Source organism: Bordetella genomosp. 5, assembly GCF_002261475.1.
In the GTDB taxonomy this organism is placed as follows: Bacteria; Pseudomonadota; Gammaproteobacteria; order Burkholderiales; family Burkholderiaceae_B; genus Bordetella.
Genome location: NZ_NEVN01000004.1, coordinates 1 through 16,459, shown reverse-complemented (window position 1 = coordinate 16,459; position 16,459 = coordinate 1). Strand labels below are relative to the sequence as shown.

Genomic DNA, 16,459 nt, shown 5'->3' with positions numbered 1-16,459 from the left:
TCAGGCGAGTGGCGGCTGGTGCAATGCGCGACGCACCTGCTCCTGGACCGCGTCGCCCCGCAAGCCGCGCAGAATGAACACGAGCCGCGAGTCGCGACCATCTCCCGGCCACTGCGGCAAGGCCTCGAGCGGATAGAGCTGGCGGTGCACGCCGTGCACGGCGCAGGGCAACGCGTCGCCGGAGAAGCAGATCATGCCCTTGATGCGCAGCAGGCCCTGATCGTAGCGGGCCTGGATGTCATGCATGCCCGCCAGAAACTGGCCACGGCTGATCGGCGCGACCAAGGTCATCGAGAAATGCTCGACCTGGGCGTGACCGCCGGGCCGGCCCGGCGCGCCGAGCGGCTTCGAGTAGGCCGACAACCAGCCGTCGAGACCTTCGGGCGACGCGCGCTGCCGCGCGAGCGCGGCCTCTCCCAGCATGCTGTCGAGTGGCGCGTCCGCCCGCAGCACGGTGCAAGGCACCCCCGGATTGATGCGCATGACCTCGGCCCGGGCGCTTTCGATGCGTGCGGGATTGACCAGATCGGCCTTGCTGAAGGCCACGACGTCGGCCAGGGCCAATTGCTGCGTCGCCTCGGGTTGCGTGCGCAGATGATTGTGCAGATGCTGCACGTCGGCGACCGCGATCGCGCCACGGTAGACGTAGCGCTCCGCCAGAAATGGATCCGTGCGCAACGTGAACAGGATAGGCGCCGGACTCGCGAGTCCGGTGGTCTCGATGAGAACGCGCCTGAAGGGTTTGATGCGCCGCTGAAGGGCGAGCATGAACAGCGAACGCAGTGTGTCGACGAGGCCGCCGCTGACCGTGCAGCAGATGCAGCCGCCTTCGAGGAGCACGATGCGATCGTCGGCCACGCGCACCAGCTGGTGATCGATACCGATATCGCCGAGCTCGTTGACGATGACCGCGGCGTCGGCATAGGCCGGGTCGCGCACCAGACGATTGAGCAGCGTGGTCTTGCCGCTGCCCAGAAAACCCGTCAGAACGGTCAGCCCGATCCGCCGATCCTGTATTGCCCCACCACCGCTCATCCGCCTGATCCCGACTCACCACGCGCGCGCCCCCGAGGCGCGCTACCGCTGTTGTTTCGAGGCATGTTAGTACAGAGAGGGAGGCCCGACTATGTGCTGCGCAGCATCGGCGAGCGCGATGTTACGCTCACACAACGCCCAGACTCGCCTTCCCGATCTCTCAGGAGCCGCACATGTCCCTGCACCACGCCCGCCCCGGCGAGCTTATCGACATCCGTCCACTCGGGCCCGCGCTGCGTGACACGCCATCGAAGGCACTGGTGCGTTCGGACCAGATCGAAGTGCTGCGGCTGAGCTTGATGGCGGGCGAGACGCTGCCTCCACACGAAATCGCGGCGAGCGCCATCACCTTGCAGTGCCTCGAAGGCGTGGTCGAAGTCACGGCGTATGGCGTGACGCAGCCCATGGAAGCGGGCACGCTGCTGTTTCTGGCGGCCGGCGTGCCGCACAGCCTGCGCGCCATGACCGACACCTCGGTGCTGGTCACGCTGTTTCTCAATCGCGCACCGCTCCCGCCAACCTCGGTCTGAGCGCGCCGGCCCGCACAGAAAATCTCGCGCAGAAAGCCAAAAGGGCCATTCACTTGCGTGAATGGCCCTCGAATACTTTGGCTCCCCGAGCTGGGCTCGAACCAGCGACCTGCGGATTAACAGTCCGTCGCTCTACCGACTGAGCTATCGGGGAACTGCTAAGAAACGAGATTATGAAGGAATTTTTCAAACTGTGCAAGCGAGGGAGTTAGAGAATTTTTTTGCGCCGCAGGCTTCACAATGCCTGAAAACTTCTGATATGATCTCGGTCTTTCCTGATCTGCACTTACCTGCAGAGATGCTGAGCAGAAATGCAAAGCATGCGGCTAAGCAGAAATGCAAAGCATGCAGCAAAAGCGGATTCGGAAAACAAAACAAAGCACAGGTTAAAAGCCGGCATAGCTCAGTTGGTAGAGCAGCGCATTCGTAATGCGAAGGTCGGGGGTTCGACTCCTCTTGCCGGCACCAGTTGTAAGGAAAGGGCCACCCATCTGGGTGGCCCTTTGCTATTGGGCGAAACCGCGAGGCCACCATTACGGTGGCCTTTTGTTTTTGAGGCACGCTGTGCGAATGCGCATTTCAAAACAACGCCGCCCCATGGGCGGCGCTGTGAACCGGTCTGCGGCAGCGGCGGAACAGACGGTCCGCCACCGACGCATTCATTCTGCGTCGGGCTGATTCTGAGGCTGCGCGTCGACGAAGGCCTGCAACTCGCCGCAGGCCGCATCGATGCGTTCGATCGTCGGGAACGCGCTCAGATCGCAGCCGAACCGGCGCGCGTTGTACACCTGGGGCACGAGGCAAAGGTCGGCGACGGTGGGCGTGTCGCCGTGGCAGAAGCGTCCGGTGTCATCGGACTGCGCCAGCATCGCTTCGAGCGCGCCCAGACCCACATCGACCCAATGGCGGTACCACTCGTTCTTGGCGTCGTCGGACACTTGCAGCGTGTGCTTGAGGTACTTCAGCACGCGCAGGTTGTTCAGCGGATGGGTATCGCACGCGACCGCCTGGGCCAGCCCGCGCACCCGCGCACGACCCAGCGCGTCGGCGGGCAGGAGCGGCACTTCGGGGCGGGTCTCGTCGAGATACTCGATGATGGCGAGCGATTGACCCAGCGCCGCGCCGTCGTCGACCAGCGTGGGCACCAGCGCCGCCGGATTGAGCGCGCGGTAGGTATCGCTCAGTTGCTGCCCGCCGTCCTTCAGCAGATGGACCGGCACGTATTCATAGGAGAGCCCCTTCAGATTGAGCGCGATGCGCACGCGGTAGGCTGCCGAACTGCGGAAGTATCCGTACAACTGCATGAAGAGGTCTCCTGATTGTTATGTATGAGGGCACCGGACGGCACGGGTGTTGAGGTGCGCCGGCAGGCCAGCATGCGATGGGCGCGATCCCGACGTGCCGGCATCGCAGCCCCCGCCCGGCCGCGCGGACCGGACGGACAAGCCGATTACTCCAGCGTCTCGATCTGCGCGCTCTTGCGCGAGAGCCCGCGAGGCAGCGGAAACGCCACGTTTTCTTCGAGGCCGGGCATGGTGCGCACCGACACGGCACCCAGCTCGCGCACCCGCGTGATCACCTGCTGCACCAGCACTTCGGGCGCCGATGCGCCGGCCGTGATGCCGATGCGCTGGCGGCCTTCGAGCCAGGCGGGATCGATCGCGGCGGCGCCATCGACCAGATACGCATCGACGCCGATGCGCTCGGCGACTTCACGCAGCCGGTTGGAATTCGAGCTGTTGGGGCTGCCCACCACGAGCACGAGATCGCACTCCGGCGCCAGGACCTTGACCGCATCCTGGCGGTTCTGGGTGGCGTAACAGATGTCGCTCTTCTTGGGCTCGACGATGCTCGGGAAACGCGCTTTGAGCGCCGCCGAAACCGTGGCCGCGTCGTCCACCGAGAGCGTGGTCTGGGTGACGTAGGCGAGGTTGTCGGGGTTGACGACCTCGAGGGCCGCGACATCTTCGGCGGTCTCGACGAGATACATGCCGCCCTGTGCCTGGCCCAGCGTGCCTTCGACCTCGGGGTGCCCCTTGTGGCCGATCATGATGATTTCGCGGCCGGCGGCGCGCATGCGAGCCACCTCGACGTGCACCTTGGTCACGAGCGGGCAGGTCGCGTCGAACACGCGCAGCCCGCGCTCGTCGGCCTCGGCGCGCACGGCCTTGGACACACCATGCGCCGAAAACACGACGATCGCGCCCGCAGGCGCCTGCTCGAGCTCGTCGATGAAGATCGCGCCCTTGCCGCGCAGGTCTTCGACCACGTAGCGGTTATGCACGATCTCGTGGCGCACATAGATCGGCGCGCCGTGCAGCTCGAGGGCGCGCTCGACGATTTCGATCGCGCGATCCACACCGGCACAGAAGCCGCGCGGCTGCGCGAGCAGGACTTCCGCCTCGGGGGCGGTGACGGAGACGGGCATTACAGAACTCCCAGAATGGCGACGTCGACCCGCAGACGGGTGCCGGCCAGCGGGTGGTTGAAGTCGAACATCGCCCAGTCGTCGTTCATTTCTTTGAGCACGCCGGAATACCGCCCGCCGTTGGGCGCCGTGAACTCGACCAGATCGCCGGGCGCGAAGGTGGCGTCGGCACCCGCGTGTTCGGCGAGCATCTTGCGCGTGACCTTCTGGATCAGATCGGGGTTGCGGTCGCCGTAGGCGTCGGCCGGCTCGAGCGTATAGCTGAAGCGCTCGCCTTCCAGGCGGCCGGTGAGCGGCGCCTCCATGCCCGGCGCCCACTGGCCGCCGCCCATCTGCAGGGTGGCGGGACGGCCGTCGAAGGTGTCGGTGAAAACCGAACCCTCCGCCGGGCCGGAGGCCAGGACGATGCGGTAGTGCAGGGTGAGGTAGGAGTCCGGACGGATGGAAACAGTCATTTTGCGTGAGGCGGCGCCAGGGCTTTGGCACTCTATTTGAACATCGATGAACCTGATTTTAGAGCCTAGACGATGAACCTGCCCGACCGCATCCCCGAAACCGAACGCCCGCGCGAGCGGCTGACCTCCCACGGCGCCCCCGCACTGCAGGATTCGGAGCTCCTGGCCGTGATCCTGCGCACCGGTGCGCGCGGCACCCACGCGATCGATCTGGCCCGCGAATTGATCCTGCGCTATGGCGGGCTGCGGGGCGTGCTGTCCGCGCCGCTGCACGAGCTGTGCCAGACCCACGGATTGGGCATGGCCAAGGCCAGCAGCCTGGCGGCGGTGCTGGAGATGGCGCGGCGCGCCCATGTCGAGCCGTTGCGCTCGCGCAACCTGATGTCACACCCCGAAGCCGTGCGCCAATATTGTGTCGCGGCGCTGGGCCACCTCGAGATCGAGCTCTGCCTGGCCCTGTTTCTGGACCAGCGGCTGCATCTGATCGAGGCCACCGAACTGGCGCGCGGCACGCTGAATCAAGCGTCCCTGTATCCGCGCGAGGTGGTGCGCGAGGCGCTGCGGCGCCACGCCGCGGCGATGGTGCTGGCCCACAACCACCCGTCGGGCGCCACCCGGCCCAGCGCGGCCGACGTGGCCATCACGCGCCACCTGAAACAGGCGCTCGCGCTGGTCGACGTGCGGCTGGTCGACCACCTGATCGTGGCGCGCGACCAGGCCATCTCGATGGCCGAACTGGGCGAACTCTGACGGCGCACACGCGCGCGTTGCTCTCGTCGGGGCGGCCGATTTTCGTTAGACTAGGCGCCGACGCAGGAATTACTTTAACCATGAAACGTTTGTGGGACATTTCGCCGCCGGTCTCGGCCAGCTCCCCGGTTTTTCCGGGAGACACGCCGTACAGCCAGCAATGGAAATGGACGCTGACGCCGGACTGTCCGGTCAATGTCAGCGAGGTCCGCATGTCGCCCCATATCGGCGCCCATGCGGATGCCCCCCTGCACTATCAAAATGACGCCGCCGCCATCGGCGCGGTGTCGCTCGAGCCCTTTCTGGGCGTGTGCCGCGTCATTCATGCGATCGACTGCGGACCGCTGATCCTGCCCGAACATCTCGAGCCCTGGGCGCACTCCCTGCCTCCGCGCGTGCTGGTGCGTACGGCCAAGCATGCCGCGCTCGACTGGTGGACCGACGATTTTTCCGCCTACGCGCCCCAGACCATCGAATGGCTGCATGCACGCGGCGTGACGCTGATCGGCATCGATACGCCGAGCATCGACCCCGCGTCCAGCAAGACCCTGGACAGCCATCACACCATCCTGCGGCACGACATCCGCGTGCTGGAGAATCTGCTGCTCGATGAGGTGCCGGCGGGCGATTACGAATTGATCGCCCTGCCGCTGAAGCTGATCCAGGCCGACGCCAGCCCGGTGCGTGCGGTATTGCGCTCGCTGGGCTGACCCTTGCATGCCCGCCGCCACACCCGTGGCGGCATCGAGATCTGCCATGACCGACAAACCCCGCAGCGCGCCGCCCACGGGCGGCTGCCCCATGCACGCCAAGCCCGAAGACATCGTCCATACCGAACGCGCGCAACTCGATTTTTCGCGCGACATGACGTACGGCGATTATCTCGACCTCGATCGCATTCTGGGCGCGCAGCATCCGCTCTCGCCCGAGCACAACGAAATGCTCTTCATCGTGCAGCACCAGACCAGCGAGCTCTGGATGAAGCTGATGCTGCACGAGCTGCGCGCCGCGATCGCCAGCATCAGCCAGGATCGCCTGCCCCCCGCCTTCAAGATGCTGGCGCGGGTCAGCAAGATCATGGAGCAGCTGGTCCATGCCTGGGACGTACTGGCCACCATGACCCCGCCCGAGTACTCGGCCCTGCGCCCGTACCTGGCGAAGTCGAGCGGCTTCCAGAGCTATCAATACCGCCAGATCGAGTTTCTGTTGGGCAACAAGAACGCGGCCATGCTGCGCCCGCACGCCCATCGCGCGGACCTGCTGGCGCAGGTTCAGGCCGCCTACGAGGCGCCGTCGCTCTACGACGAGTCGCTGCGCCTCTTGGCCCGTCACGGCGTGCCGGTGCCGGCGTCCCACCTGGAACGCGACTGGACCCAGCCCTATGCCGCGGACGACGGCGTGGAGGAAGCCTGGCTCACGGTGTACCGCGACACCGAGCGCTACTGGGACCTGTATCAGCTGGGCGAGAAGCTGACCGATCTCGAGGACGCGTTCCGCCTGTGGCGTTTCCGCCACGTCACCACCGTGGAGCGCGTCATCGGCTTCAAGCGCGGCACCGGCGGAACCTCGGGGGTCGACTATCTGCGCAAGATGCTCGATGTCGTGCTGTTCCCCGAGATCTGGCGCCTGCGCACGGAGCTCTGACGCCCGGGCCCGACCGGACCGCCCACGGCCCCTTCCCGGGCCGTGGGCGCCCTGCCCGCATCAAATCCGCCACGAAACGGCCCTGCGTGCTAGAATTCAGGGTTACTTTTTGGATACGTGGTCCGGCGCGAGGGTTTTGCGTCTGGCTGGCGACCCGCCCAACCCTAGGATTCGACATGAAAGAAGGCATTCACCCCGAATACCGCGAAGTGGTGTTCCTCGACGTGCAGACCGGCAACAAGTTCGTCACGCGCTCGACCATCAACACCCGCGAAACCATCGACATCGATGGCAAGACGTACCCGCTCTTCAAGTGCGACGTGACGTCCGAATCGCACCCGTTCTACACCGGCGCCCAAACCCGTATCGTCGAAACCGGCCGCGTCGAGAAGTTCCGCGCCCGCTTCGCCCGCACGGCTGGCACCGTCAAGTCGGCTTCGTAATTCACGAGCCGCTGCGGCACTCCTGCGGGAGGCGCACGAAAAAGCAGCCCTCGGGCTGCTTTTTTTTCCCCTCGATTTCCCACACCGGATCGGCCCGCCTCGCGCCGCTCCGCAATTAGGGCTGCCGATTCCACGTCGGTCGGTTACATTACGTCAGTGTCCCCACTTACGCGCTCCACTCCCGCCAGACTGACCGCGCTGGCCACCGCCAAGCTGCCTCGGCTGGTCCTGATCGGCCTGTCGCTCGCCTATATCGTGGCGGGCCTGTTCATGCGCGACCCCTGGAAGACCGACGACGCCGTGGGACTGGCGACGATGGTGACGGCGCTGCGCGAGGGCGGCATCACCTGGCTGCTGCCGCAGGTGGGTCATCTGGCGCACGCGGAAGAAGGCCCGTTCATCACCTGGGTGGGCGCCATTTCGATGTGGCTCTTCGGGCCACTGCTCGGTGACATCGCCGCGGGCCGCCTGCCCAATCTGCTGTGGTTCGGCATCAGCGTGTTTTCGGTCTGGTACGGCACCTACCTGCTGGGCCGACGCAACGAAGCCCAGCCGCTGGCGCTGCCGTTCGGCGGCGAGCCCTCGGTGCGCGACTATGGCCGCATGCTGGCCGACGCTGCCCTGTTGCTGTTGCTGGCCACCGTGGGCATTTTGCAGCGCGTGCACGAGACCTCCGTCGTGCCGGCCATTCTGGCCTCGCAGGCCCTCGCGTTCTATGCGATGGCGCGCACGCTCGACCGCCCTTTCCTGGGCGCGACGACGCTGGGCGTGGCCGTGGCGACCGCCTTTCTGACCCGCGGCTGGATCGGCGCCGCGCCGATCATGGTCGCCGCCGTGCTGGCGTTTTACCCGCGCAGCGCGCTCTGGCAACACAAGCGCTGGCTGCCCTGGGCCGCCCTGGTCGCGCTGGTGCTGATCCTGGCCTGGTGGCTGCCCGCCTCCACCGGTCATGGCAACGACTACTGGATCCGCAACTGGAAGATCTGGAACCTCACCTCGTTCGACTGGCCCCAGATCGGCACCACCGGCCGCGCGCTGCGCGATCTGCCCTGGTACCTGTGGCCGACGTGGCCGCTGGCGCTGCTCGCGATCTGGCGCTGGCGCGCCTGGCTGTTCGCCCCGCACATCTGGCTGCCGCTGATGTTGCTGGTGCCGGCTGCCGTCATGCTGCTGATGCTCGAAGAGCCCAACGACGCCGAATACATTCTGCTCGTCGTGCCCTGCGCCGCCCTGGCCGCGTTCTCGCTGCCCACGCTGCGCCGCGGGGTGGTCAATGCGCTCGATTGGTTCGCCGTGATGTGCTTCTCGCTCACGGTCGCGACGGCGTGGCTGGGCTGGGTGGCCCTGCACTTCGGCTGGCCCACGCAGATCGCACGCAACATCGCGCGTCAGACCACGGGGTATGAACCGCAGATTTCGTGGATTGCCTTCCTGCTGGCCCTGGTCGTGACCGGCGCCTGGGTCACGCTGGTGGTCTGGCGTCTGCGCGTGAAGCCGCTCGCGCTGTGGCGCGGCACCGTGCTGTCCGCCGGCGGCCTGACCGCCACGTGGATCCTGCTGGTCCTGCTGTGGCAGCCGGCGGTCGACTACGCGCGCTCGTACCGCACGGTATCGGGCGAACTCGCACAGGCCTTGCGTGCCAACCTGAAGCCGGGCGAGTGCGCACGCGGCCTCAGCCTGGGCAGCGGCCAGCGCGCCTCGTTCCTGATCTTCGACAACCTGACGTTCTCGTACGACTCGCGCTGCACGCTGGTGCTGCAACAGACCACCCAAAGCAGTCTGCGCGATGGCACCGCCGCGTATAGCGAAGGGGCCACCGAGCTGTGGCGCGGCGGCCGCCGCGCCGATCGTCACGAGATCTTCCGCCTCCTGCGCGTCAACGCCCCGCGATGAACACCACCGTTGCGCCTCCCGTCGGCCTCGGCGCGACGATGCTGGGCATCGTCCGTCAGGCCTGGCCCGTGCTGGTGAGCCAGTGGGCCGGCATCGCTTTCGGCGTGCTCGACACCGCCATGACCGGGCATGCCAGCCCGCAGGATCTGGCGGCGATGTCGCTGTCGGCGTCCGTCTATATCACCGTGTTCGTCGGGCTGATGGGCGTGATCCATGCGCTCATCCCGATTCTCGCGCAGCAGTTCGGCGCGGGACGGCTGAGCGAGGTCGGGCGCACCTGGGGCCAGGGTGTCTGGCTGGCGCTCGGGCTCTCGCTGGCCGGCGCGGTGCTCATGCTGTTTCCCGACATGTGGCTGGCGTTCTCGGGCGATGTCGACCCCGAGGTGCGGTCGCGCATCACCTGGTATCTGCGCGCGCTGATTCTGGCGCTGCCGGCGGCGCTGGTGTTCCGCACGATCTACTGCCTGGGCACCGCCGTCTCGCGGCCGAAGGTGGTGATGAGCATCAACCTGGGCGCCATCGGTTTGAAGGCCTTCTTCAACTGGGTTCTGATCTACGGCAAGTTCGGCCTGCCGGCGCTCGGCGCCACGGGCGCCGGGCTCGCGACCGCGCTGGTGTCGTGGATCAGCCTCGCCGTGGGCTTGTGGTTCGTGGCGCGCAACGGCTACTTCCGCCAGTTCAGCCTCCGCGTGGAGCGCCCCGACTGGAAGGCGTTGCGCGAGCTGCTGCGCCTGGGCCTGCCGATGGGCGGCTCGTATCTCGTCGAAGTGTCCGCCTTCACCTTCATGGCCTTGCTGGTGGCGCGCGAAGGCACGTATGTGTCGGGCGGACATCAGATCATGTCGAACCTGGCCGCGCTCTGCTACATGATGCCGATGGCGCTCGGCGTGGCGACGGCCGCGATGACGGCACAGTCGATCGGCGCCGGTCGCCTCGAACACGCACATCGCTGCGGCCTGGCCGGACTGGTGCTGGGATTGCTGGGCGCGCTGCTGACGTCGGTGATCCTGCTGGTCGGACGTCCGGCCATCCTGGCCGCCTACACCGACGACGTACAGGTGGCCGCCGTCGCCGCATCGCTGCTGGCCGTGATTCCGTTCTTCCATCTGTGCGACTCGATGCAATGCATCAACTCGTACCTGTTGCGCGCGTACAAGGTGGCGGTCGTGCCGCTGATCCTGCAGACGGTGGCATTGGCCGGCGTGGGGCTCGTGGGCGGCTGGTGGCTGGGCTTCGGCCCGGGCCTGGAAAGCGCCGCGCATGGCACGGTCGAAGGCCTGCGCAATCTGATCATGCCGGGCTCGCCGCAAGGCGCCGGCACGATGTGGATGATGGCCATGGTGGGCCTGGGCTTGTCGGCCATCCTGCTGCACGTCTGGTACTGGCGCATCGTGTATCGCGTGCGCACCCAGGGCATCGACGCCGTCATTCCCCGCTAGTCGTCTCACCTGAAACACGAAGGCCCCGCCCGACGCACTGACGCCGGGCGGGGCCTTGTCTTTGGCCGCGCACCGCGCCGTGAGCGCGGCGCGGCGCGGCGACACTACTTGACCGAGGCGGCGCTGGTCTTGGCCTTGGCATGCGCGTGCGTGCCGGTCTTCTTGGCGTGATGCTTGGAAGCGTGCGTCTTGGTGTGGGCCGTGGCGCCCGGGGTCGCGTCGGCGGGCGCCGCGAAAGCGGACGGCGCGGCGGCGAGGCCCAGGCACAGGGCCGAGGTGGACAGGAAAGCAGCAATGCGCGATTGAGTGGTCATCTGAGAAACTCCTGGTCAGGCATGAGGCCCGGACAGCGGGCCAGCTGGGGTCAGCCGCGACCGCGCCTGTACCCTCACTGCGTTGGAGCGCGCAAAGGGTGCCGTGGTTCTGTGCTGCACGACTCTTTTGCGCACGTAACGACTCGACACGGCGCCGACATCGGAGCGACAGACTTCGTTCATCGTGGCGTCAGCCTGCGCGGCCGCGCACGCCCGTCGCGTCAGCCTTCGAAGACGAGCAGCGCGACTGTGGCCATGAGCATCGCCGCGAAGTAGATGCGCAGCTTGCGCTCGGGCAGGCGATAGGCCAGACGCACGCCGACCGGCACGAAGACCAGGCTCCCGATCGCGAGCGGCAGCCCGACCCACCAGTTGGCCTCGCCGGCCCAGGTGTAGGTGACGAGGGCGATGGTCGATCCCGGAATCACCATGCTGAGCGCGAGCGCCTGCGCGGCGGTTTGCGGCAGGCGGAACACCGAGGTCAGGATCGGCACGGCCAGCACCGCGCCGCCGACGCCGAAGAAGCCGCCCAAGGTGCCGCACACCATCCCGAGCACGCAGGCGCGGCGTGGAGTGAAGGCGGGTGCGGCGGCCGTTGCCGCGGCGGCCGTGCCGCCGTTCTTCGGCTTGCCCCGCCGCAACGTCTGCTGGATGTAGTGCAGCGCGATCACGAACAGGAACACGGCGAAACTCAGGCGCAGCGTGCTCGACGGGATGCCGAGCGCGAGCCGGGCGCCGATCCAGGTGAAGAACATCGCACCCGCGGCGCCGGCGGCGGCCGCGCGCAGGTCGATGCGCGCCTGCTGGTGATATTTGCGCACGGCCATCATGATCGTGGGCAACACCATGATGAGCGCGGTGCCCTGCGCCATCTGCTGCGACATGCCCAGCGTCAGCACCAGCGCGGGAATGGCGATCATGCCGCCCCCGATCCCGAGCACCCCGCCCATGAAACCGATCATGGCGCCGCTCGCCAGACCCGCCACCATCACCCACACACTCACGTGCCACTCCTCGATGCATGAAATCGGCCCGGGCGATGCGTGGCAACCCCCGGGCCCGTATGACGTCTGGCGCGCTGCCTCAGCGCAGTTTTTCGAGTGCGTCCTCGAGACGATCCACCGCCCAGATCTCCAGGCCCTCGATGGGCTGGCGCGGGGCGTTGGCCTTGGGGATCAGCGCCACGCTGAAGCCCAGCTTCGCGGCTTCGCGCAGGCGCTCCTGGCCGCGCGGCGCGGGCCGGATCTCGCCCGCCAGGCCGATCTCGCCGAACGCGATCAGCCCCTTGGGCAGCGGCCGATCGCGCAACGACGACATGATGGCCAGCAACACGGGCAGGTCGGCCGCGGGCTCGGTGATGCGTACGCCGCCCACGGCGTTGACGAAGACGTCCTGGTCGAACGTCGACACACCGGCGTGACGATGCAACACCGCGAGCAGCATCGCCAGCCGGTTGCTCTCGAGGCCTACGGTGAGGCGCTTGGGATTGGGGGCATGCGAGGCATCGACCAACGCCTGGATCTCGACCAGCAGCGGGCGCGTGCCCTCCTGCGTGGCCATCACGCACGAACCGGCCACCTGGCTCTGGTGTTGCGACAGAAACAGCGCGGACGGATTCGCGACGCCGCGCAGCCCGCGGTCGGTCATGGCGAACACGCCAAGCTCGTTGACCGCACCGAAGCGGTTCTTGAAGGCGCGCACCAGCCGGAACGAGGAATGGGTATCGCCCTCGAAATACAGGACGGTGTCGACGATGTGCTCGAGCACGCGCGGCCCTGCCAGCGCGCCATCTTTCGTGACGTGGCCGATCATGACGATCGCGATGCCGGTCTGCTTGGCCAGGCGGGTGAGCTGGGCGGCGCATTCGCGCACCTGCGACACCGAGCCCGGCGCCGCGGTCAGCTCGCCGCTGTAGAGGGTCTGGATGGAATCGATCACGGCCACGGCCGGCTTCTGCTCGGACACCGCCGCCTGAATCGCCTCGAGCCGGATCTCGGCGAGCAGATTGACCTCGCCCGTCTGCAGGCCCAGCCGCCGGGCGCGCAGCGCCACTTGCTCGGCCGACTCTTCGCCGGTGACATAAAGCACCGGCGTGGTGGCGGACAGGGAAGCGAGCGCCTGCAGCAACAGGGTGGACTTGCCGATCCCCGGATCGCCGCCGATCAGCACCACCGCCCCGGCCACGAGACCGCCGCCCAGCACCCGGTCGAACTCTTCGAGCCCGGTGGGTTGACGCGGCGTTTCGCGGGCCTCGATTTCGGCGAGGCTGCGCACCGGACTGGAATTGGCCAGCGGTGCATAACGGTGGCTCGCCGCGGCCTGGCTGGCCGGCGACTCGACCGTTTCTTCGAGGGTGTTCCAGGCGGAACAATGCGGGCATTTGCCCTGCCATTTGAGGCTGGTGCCGCCGCACTCGGTGCAGACGTAGACGGTTCTGGATTTGGCCATGGGCGAGAGTGTACCGGGAAGCCCGGCGCCTGGACCGGGCCGGCCCGACGCGCGCCCGACACACCCGGCCGGCCGGCGGATACATTCTTTTGCACTAAAGCCGGGCGGCCTTTAACCCCGATGTCGGGCGGCGGGCGTTTCACCGTACATCACCCCACACGAGGATGTCCGCCATGAGCCACCCGAACCGCCGCGCCGCCCGCTTCATGCCGCGCCTGATCTGCGTCTTCACCTCGCTGGCCCTGCTGGCCGCCTGCACGCCCTCCCGCGACACCGACGGTCAGGTTCGCAGCGCTCCCGGCACGACCGCGTCGGGCGCCGCTGCGAGCGCCGCCCCGGGCAGCGACGCCGCCAGCCCGGCAACGCGGCAACAGGAGTCGCAGGCGCGGGTCGACGCCAGCACCCTGAACGCGCCACCGCCCCCGCCGCACCCGCAGCCCGCGATAACGCCCGCGAGCGAGCCGTACGCCGCCGCCACCGTGCGCCGCATGGTACCCGCTCCCGCCTCTTACGCGCCGCCCGCCGCCCAGGAGAGCCGGGACCGCTACAGCAAGTACACCGAGAATCCCGTGCGCATCACCCGGGAGGCGCCGCTGGCGACCTTCGGCGTGGACGTCGACACCGGCTCGTATACCCACGTGCGCCGCATGCTGTCGATGGGCAAGCTGCCGCCCACGGATGCGGTCCGTGCGGAGGAGTTCATCAACTATTTCGACTACGGCTACACGCCGCCCTCGAACCGCGACGTGCCCTTCTCGGTCACGACCGAGCTCGCGCCCTCGCCGTGGAACCCGAAACGGCAGTTGCTGCTGGTCGGCATCCAGGGCTGGCAGGCCGAGCCGAGCACGCTGCCGCCGGCCAACCTCGTGCTGCTGGTCGACACGTCGGGTTCGATGGCCGGCCCCGACCGGCTGCCGCTGATCCAGGCCGCCATGCGGCAGCTGGTGGGTCAGTTGCGGCCACAGGATCGCGTCGCCATCGTGACGTACGCGGGATCGGCGGGCGTGGCGCTGCCCTCGACGGCAGGCGACAAGAAAGCCGAGATCCTGGCGGCCATCGACGCCTTGCGCGCGGCGGGCTCCACCAACGGCTCGGCCGGTCTGGAGCTGGCCTACAACGAGGCGGCCCGCGGCTTCATCGATAAGGGCGTGAACCGCATCCTGCTCGCCAGCGATGGCGACTTCAACGTCGACACGACCGACATCGATGCGCTGAAAGAACGCATCTCGGTGCAGCGCAAGCGCGGCATCGGCCTGACGACGCTGGGCGTAGGTTCGGGCAACTTCAACGAAGCCCTGGCCCAGCAACTGGCCAACAGCGGCAACGGCAGCTACCACTATCTGGACAACCTGCAGGAGGCGCGGCGCGTGCTGGTCAACCAGATCGGCGCCACGCTCTACACGATTGCCAAGGACGCCAAGGTGCAGGTGGAGTTCAATCCGGCCTATGTCGCGGAGTACCGCCTGATCGGCTACGAGAAGCGCGCGCTCGCGAGCGAAGACTTCAACAACGATCAGGTCGATGCCGGCGAGATCGGCGCGGGAGCCAGCGTGACCGCGCTGTTCGAGATCACTCCCGTCGGGTCCGATGCGCCCAGCGTGGATCCGCTGCGTTACGGCGACAAAAAGGCCGATGCCGAATCGAGCGCCGGCGCGAATGAGCTGGCCATGGTGAAGGTGCGCTACCAGAAGCCCGAAGGGGGCCCGAGCCAGCTCGTGTCGCGGCCGGTATCGACGCGCGCCGACGCCGCGCCCTCCGATCGCCTGAGCCAGGCGGCCGCCGCCGGCGCCTTCGCACAATGGCTGCGCGGGGGCAAGTATCTCGCCGGCTACGCCCCCGCCGATATGGCCGCCCTGATCCGCCAGCACCGCCCCAACGCCGGTCAGACGGCGCTGGCCGATCTGGTCGATGTCGCCGGCAGTCTGGGCGTGCCGGTCCAGCGCTGAACGCCGTCTCGCGATGAACACGTTGGCCGCCCCGCTGCCCGCCGAGATTCCCGCCGCCCCGGGATGCGCGGCGGGCGCGGGGGCGATACACTTCGCCGCCATGGACTATGCGCGCGCGGAAGACGAAGCGTTGATGATGGCCTACGGCACGGAGGGCGACATGGCCGCCTTCGACGTGTTGTATGCGCGCCATCGCGCCGGCTTGTACCGCTATATCGCGCGTGGCGCCCGCCATCGGGAGCAGGTCGACGATCTGTTCCAGGAAACCTGGAGCCGCGTGATCGATGCCCGGGGGCGATACCGTCCCCAGGAATCCACGCGATTTTCCACCTGGCTTCTACAGATCGCGCATAATCTCTTGATCGACGCCTATCGCCGCCAGGCGCGTGCCGGCACGACGGTGAGCGATGACGACACGCTGCACCAACTCAGGGCGTCGGAACACGAACAGCCCGACCAGCAGCTGTCGCAATTCCAGTTGCGTCGCCGCCTGCAGCGCGCGATCGAAGCGTTGCCCCCCGATCAACGTCTTACCCTGCTTTTGAAACTGGAGCATGATTCGAGTGTGGACGAGATCGCTGCCATCACCGAGGCGCCGCGCGAGACCGTGCGGTCGCGTCTGCGTTACGCCACACGCCGGATTCGCGAGGAGCTAGGCGCATGAGCCCTCATATGTCGCCCGACGACGACACCGAAGATCGCGACCTGCGCGGCCTTTACCGCCATCTGCCGCCCGTCGAACCGTCCGCCCAGCTCGATTCGGCGATTCGCGGGCAGGCGGCGAGCGCTGCCGCGTCGGATCGGCGTGGCCGGCGTCCGCACGGCACCTGGCATCCCGGTTGGGGCGTGGCGGCGTCGGTGCTGGCCGTGTGCGCCCTGCTGTTCCTCACCGACTACAGCGATCTGGCCAACACGCCCACGCTCGACAGCGAGTCCGACGAAACGGCCGCCGTGGATGAAGAGGCGCCGCAACCCGAGATCGACACGCAGCTGGCAACGCCGCCGCCGCTGGGCACCTATGCGCCCGCCCCGGCGCCGGCCCTGCCCTCGACCCTGACGGCGCCGGGCGGCACGGCCGCGCCACCGCCACCGCCGCCGCCCGCCGCCCCCGGCGCCGCGCCGGACGCAGCGCCT

At 67.7% G+C, this 16,459-nt stretch carries 16 protein-coding genes, 2 tRNA genes and 1 pseudogene; 11 read left to right on the top strand and 8 right to left on the bottom strand.

Going from position 1 to position 16,459, the window contains the following annotated elements; genetic code table 11:
• Positions 1 to 1,035 carry a CobW family GTP-binding protein gene (locus CEK29_RS06630; protein WP_094800554.1) on the bottom strand — a complete coding sequence of 345 codons (1,035 nt, stop codon included), beginning with the start codon at positions 1,033 to 1,035 and terminating at the stop codon, positions 1 to 3.
• 173 nt (positions 1,036 to 1,208) lie between these two features.
• Here CEK29_RS06630 and CEK29_RS06625 point away from each other — a divergent pair, with 173 nt between their 5' ends.
• Complete coding sequence (locus CEK29_RS06625) at positions 1,209 to 1,565, top strand: cupin domain-containing protein (RefSeq protein ID WP_094857645.1); 357 nt, start codon at positions 1,209 to 1,211, stop codon at positions 1,563 to 1,565.
• Positions 1,566 to 1,643: 78 nt separating this feature from the next.
• Here CEK29_RS06625 and CEK29_RS06620 read toward each other — a convergent pair.
• Positions 1,644 to 1,719: transfer RNA gene (locus tag CEK29_RS06620), tRNA-Asn, on the bottom strand.
• Positions 1,720 to 1,957: 238 nt separating this feature from the next.
• On the opposite strand from CEK29_RS06620, the gene CEK29_RS06615 reads away from it, so the two are divergent.
• Positions 1,958 to 2,033, top strand: a tRNA-Thr gene (locus CEK29_RS06615).
• A 191-nt stretch (positions 2,034 to 2,224) separates the two neighbouring features.
• Here the strand turns inward: CEK29_RS06615 and maiA are convergent.
• From maiA to CEK29_RS06600, 3 genes are all read right to left on the bottom strand, one after another.
• The gene (maiA, locus tag CEK29_RS06610; RefSeq protein WP_094857644.1) at positions 2,225 to 2,869 is read right to left on the bottom strand and encodes a maleylacetoacetate isomerase; all 645 of its coding nucleotides are present in this window, start codon (positions 2,867 to 2,869) and stop codon (positions 2,225 to 2,227) included.
• 146 nt (positions 2,870 to 3,015) lie between these two features.
• The gene (gene ispH / locus CEK29_RS06605) at positions 3,016 to 3,993 is read right to left on the bottom strand and encodes a 4-hydroxy-3-methylbut-2-enyl diphosphate reductase (protein ID WP_094857643.1); all 978 of its coding nucleotides are present in this window, start codon (positions 3,991 to 3,993) and stop codon (positions 3,016 to 3,018) included.
• Complete coding sequence (locus CEK29_RS06600) at positions 3,993 to 4,448, bottom strand: FKBP-type peptidyl-prolyl cis-trans isomerase (protein ID WP_094800562.1); 456 nt, start codon at positions 4,446 to 4,448, stop codon at positions 3,993 to 3,995. The genes ispH and CEK29_RS06600 overlap by 1 nt, the downstream gene beginning before the upstream one ends.
• A 72-nt stretch (positions 4,449 to 4,520) precedes the next feature.
• On the opposite strand from CEK29_RS06600, the gene radC reads away from it, so the two are divergent.
• The 6 genes from radC to CEK29_RS06570 all read left to right on the top strand — a co-directional run bounded on the left by radC (position 4,521) and on the right by CEK29_RS06570 (position 10,617).
• On the top strand, positions 4,521 to 5,198 hold the full coding sequence (gene radC, locus CEK29_RS06595; protein ID WP_094857642.1) for a RadC family protein: 678 nt from the start codon (positions 4,521 to 4,523) through the stop codon (positions 5,196 to 5,198).
• 80 nt (positions 5,199 to 5,278) lie between these two features.
• Positions 5,279 to 5,908: an arylformamidase gene (gene kynB, locus CEK29_RS06590; protein ID WP_094857641.1), complete on the top strand. Its 630-nt coding sequence runs from the start codon at positions 5,279 to 5,281 to the stop codon at positions 5,906 to 5,908.
• 46 nt (positions 5,909 to 5,954) lie between these two features.
• Positions 5,955 to 6,842 (top strand): tryptophan 2,3-dioxygenase, encoded by an 888-nt coding sequence (gene kynA, locus CEK29_RS06585; protein WP_170948486.1) that lies wholly within the window; start codon positions 5,955 to 5,957, stop codon positions 6,840 to 6,842.
• 176 nt (positions 6,843 to 7,018) lie between these two features.
• Positions 7,019 to 7,285 (top strand): type B 50S ribosomal protein L31, encoded by a 267-nt coding sequence (locus CEK29_RS06580; RefSeq protein ID WP_094800568.1) that lies wholly within the window; start codon positions 7,019 to 7,021, stop codon positions 7,283 to 7,285.
• Between the two features lie 156 nt (positions 7,286 to 7,441).
• Positions 7,442 to 9,178 (top strand): ArnT family glycosyltransferase, encoded by a 1,737-nt coding sequence (locus tag CEK29_RS06575; RefSeq protein ID WP_094857640.1) that lies wholly within the window; start codon positions 7,442 to 7,444, stop codon positions 9,176 to 9,178.
• Positions 9,175 to 10,617 (top strand): MATE family efflux transporter, encoded by a 1,443-nt coding sequence (locus tag CEK29_RS06570; RefSeq protein WP_094800572.1) that lies wholly within the window; start codon positions 9,175 to 9,177, stop codon positions 10,615 to 10,617. Before CEK29_RS06575 ends, CEK29_RS06570 begins: the two co-directional genes overlap by 4 nt.
• A gap of 104 nt (positions 10,618 to 10,721) precedes the next feature.
• Here the strand turns inward: CEK29_RS06570 and CEK29_RS06565 are convergent, their stop codons facing one another.
• The 3 genes from CEK29_RS06565 to radA all read right to left on the bottom strand — a co-directional run bounded on the left by CEK29_RS06565 (position 10,722) and on the right by radA (position 13,379).
• A complete protein-coding gene (locus CEK29_RS06565; protein ID WP_094800574.1) occupies positions 10,722 to 10,931 on the bottom strand; it encodes a hypothetical protein in 210 nt (69 codons plus the stop codon).
• A gap of 221 nt (positions 10,932 to 11,152) precedes the next feature.
• A complete protein-coding gene (locus CEK29_RS06560; RefSeq protein WP_440588314.1) occupies positions 11,153 to 11,920 on the bottom strand; it encodes a sulfite exporter TauE/SafE family protein in 768 nt (255 codons plus the stop codon).
• A 94-nt stretch (positions 11,921 to 12,014) separates the two neighbouring features.
• Positions 12,015 to 13,379, bottom strand: a complete 1,365-nt coding sequence (radA, locus tag CEK29_RS06555) for a DNA repair protein RadA (protein WP_094800578.1) — start codon at positions 13,377 to 13,379, stop codon at positions 12,015 to 12,017.
• A 173-nt stretch (positions 13,380 to 13,552) separates the two neighbouring features.
• Here radA and CEK29_RS06550 point away from each other — a divergent pair, with 173 nt between their 5' ends.
• The 3 genes and pseudogenes from CEK29_RS06550 to CEK29_RS06540 all read left to right on the top strand — a co-directional run.
• Entirely contained in the window at positions 13,553 to 15,325 is a 1,773-nt protein-coding gene (locus CEK29_RS06550; protein WP_255176086.1) for a vWA domain-containing protein, read from the top strand.
• A gap of 13 nt (positions 15,326 to 15,338) precedes the next feature.
• Positions 15,339 to 15,989 carry an RNA polymerase sigma factor gene (locus tag CEK29_RS06545; protein ID WP_255176085.1) on the top strand — a complete coding sequence of 217 codons (651 nt, stop codon included), beginning with the start codon at positions 15,339 to 15,341 and terminating at the stop codon, positions 15,987 to 15,989.
• A pseudogene (locus CEK29_RS06540) lies at positions 15,986 to 16,459 on the top strand (hypothetical protein); the annotation flags it as partial. The gene CEK29_RS06545 and the pseudogene CEK29_RS06540, both read left to right, overlap by 4 nt.

What these genes read in the sequence shown, in the direction of transcription:
- CEK29_RS06630 (WP_094800554.1), bottom strand. Translation starts at nt 1,035, where the DNA reads ATGAGCGGTGGTGGGGCAATACAGGATCGGCGGATCGGGCTGACCGTT.
- CEK29_RS06625 (WP_094857645.1), top strand. Translation starts at nt 1,209, where the DNA reads ATGTCCCTGCACCACGCCCGCCCCGGCGAGCTTATCGACATCCGTCCA.
- maiA (WP_094857644.1), bottom strand. Translation starts at nt 2,869, where the DNA reads ATGCAGTTGTACGGATACTTCCGCAGTTCGGCAGCCTACCGCGTGCGC.
- ispH (WP_094857643.1), bottom strand. Translation starts at nt 3,993, where the DNA reads ATGCCCGTCTCCGTCACCGCCCCCGAGGCGGAAGTCCTGCTCGCGCAG.
- CEK29_RS06600 (WP_094800562.1), bottom strand. Translation starts at nt 4,448, where the DNA reads ATGACTGTTTCCATCCGTCCGGACTCCTACCTCACCCTGCACTACCGC.
- radC (WP_094857642.1), top strand. Translation starts at nt 4,521, where the DNA reads ATGAACCTGCCCGACCGCATCCCCGAAACCGAACGCCCGCGCGAGCGG.
- kynB (WP_094857641.1), top strand. Translation starts at nt 5,279, where the DNA reads ATGAAACGTTTGTGGGACATTTCGCCGCCGGTCTCGGCCAGCTCCCCG.
- kynA (WP_170948486.1), top strand. Translation starts at nt 5,955, where the DNA reads ATGACCGACAAACCCCGCAGCGCGCCGCCCACGGGCGGCTGCCCCATG.
- CEK29_RS06580 (WP_094800568.1), top strand. Translation starts at nt 7,019, where the DNA reads ATGAAAGAAGGCATTCACCCCGAATACCGCGAAGTGGTGTTCCTCGAC.
- CEK29_RS06570 (WP_094800572.1), top strand. Translation starts at nt 9,175, where the DNA reads ATGAACACCACCGTTGCGCCTCCCGTCGGCCTCGGCGCGACGATGCTG.
- CEK29_RS06565 (WP_094800574.1), bottom strand. Translation starts at nt 10,931, where the DNA reads ATGACCACTCAATCGCGCATTGCTGCTTTCCTGTCCACCTCGGCCCTG.
- CEK29_RS06560 (WP_440588314.1), bottom strand. Translation starts at nt 11,920, where the DNA reads ATGGTGGCGGGTCTGGCGAGCGGCGCCATGATCGGTTTCATGGGCGGG.
- radA (WP_094800578.1), bottom strand. Translation starts at nt 13,379, where the DNA reads ATGGCCAAATCCAGAACCGTCTACGTCTGCACCGAGTGCGGCGGCACC.
- CEK29_RS06550 (WP_255176086.1), top strand. Translation starts at nt 13,553, where the DNA reads ATGAGCCACCCGAACCGCCGCGCCGCCCGCTTCATGCCGCGCCTGATC.
- CEK29_RS06545 (WP_255176085.1), top strand. Translation starts at nt 15,339, where the DNA reads ATGAACACGTTGGCCGCCCCGCTGCCCGCCGAGATTCCCGCCGCCCCG.